General features: G+C 67.0%; 1 protein-coding gene. It reads right to left on the reverse strand.

Annotated elements, in window-relative coordinates; all coding sequences use genetic code 11:
* Positions 1-18 precede the first annotated feature (18 nt).
* A partial coding sequence (locus D2L64_RS26935) for an IS5 family transposase (RefSeq protein ID WP_199714827.1) occupies positions 19-828 on the reverse strand: 810 nt, incomplete at its 5' end.

Below are 828 nucleotides of genomic sequence, written 5' to 3' on the forward strand. Positions count from 1 at the left end.
GCGTGTTTCATAAGCTGGTCAGAGCCACTCGCAGATGATGGTGATGGTCAGGACGGCCTGGAATCGGACGGCCAGCTTGTCGTAGCGGGTGGCCACGCCGCGGTGGCGCTTGAGCCTGTTGATGCCGTTCTCGACGGCGTGTCGCATCCGGTAGAGGTCTCGGTCGAACTTTGGCGGACGTCCGCCGTGGCTGCCCTTGGCCTTGCGGTGGGCGTCCTGGTCCTTCTTGCTGGGGATGCACGCCTTGATTCCGCGTTTGCGCAGGTAGGCGCGGTTGCCGCGGCTGGTGTAAGCCTTGTCGGCTAGGACGAGGTCGGGGCAGGTGCGTGGCCGGCCGACTCCGAGACGGGTCACCTTGATACGGCGCAGGACCGGGATGAACTGCGGGCTGTCACCACGGTGTCCGGCGGTCACGACCATCGATAGGACCTTCTGTCCCTGCTCACAGGCCAGATGCGTCTTGGTGGTCAGACCGCCGCGAGATCGTCCGAGGGCGTGATCGGCGGGTTCGTCGTGCACGCCGCCGGGTGGCTCTTTCTGCAGGTGGCCGTGTCTGCGGGCGCCGGCGGCGTGTTGGTGGGCGCGGCTGGTCATCGAGTCCACGCTGATCGTCCAGGTGATCCGGCCTTGCGCATCGCCGGCGGCCTGCGAGGCGGCCAGAATCTTGTCCCAGGTTCCATCGCGCTGCCAGCGACGGAACAGGCCGTAGAGAGTCTGCCAGGGTCCGTACTCGACCGGGATGTCACGCCAGGGCGACCCGATCCGGATCCGCCACCTGATCCCGTCGATGAGCTGCCGTTTCTCCCACTTCGGCGGCCGGCCCTTCGC

The sequence above is a fragment of the Micromonospora radicis genome (assembly GCF_003583405.1).
In the GTDB taxonomy this organism is placed as follows: domain Bacteria; phylum Actinomycetota; class Actinomycetes; order Mycobacteriales; family Micromonosporaceae; genus Micromonospora; species Micromonospora radicis.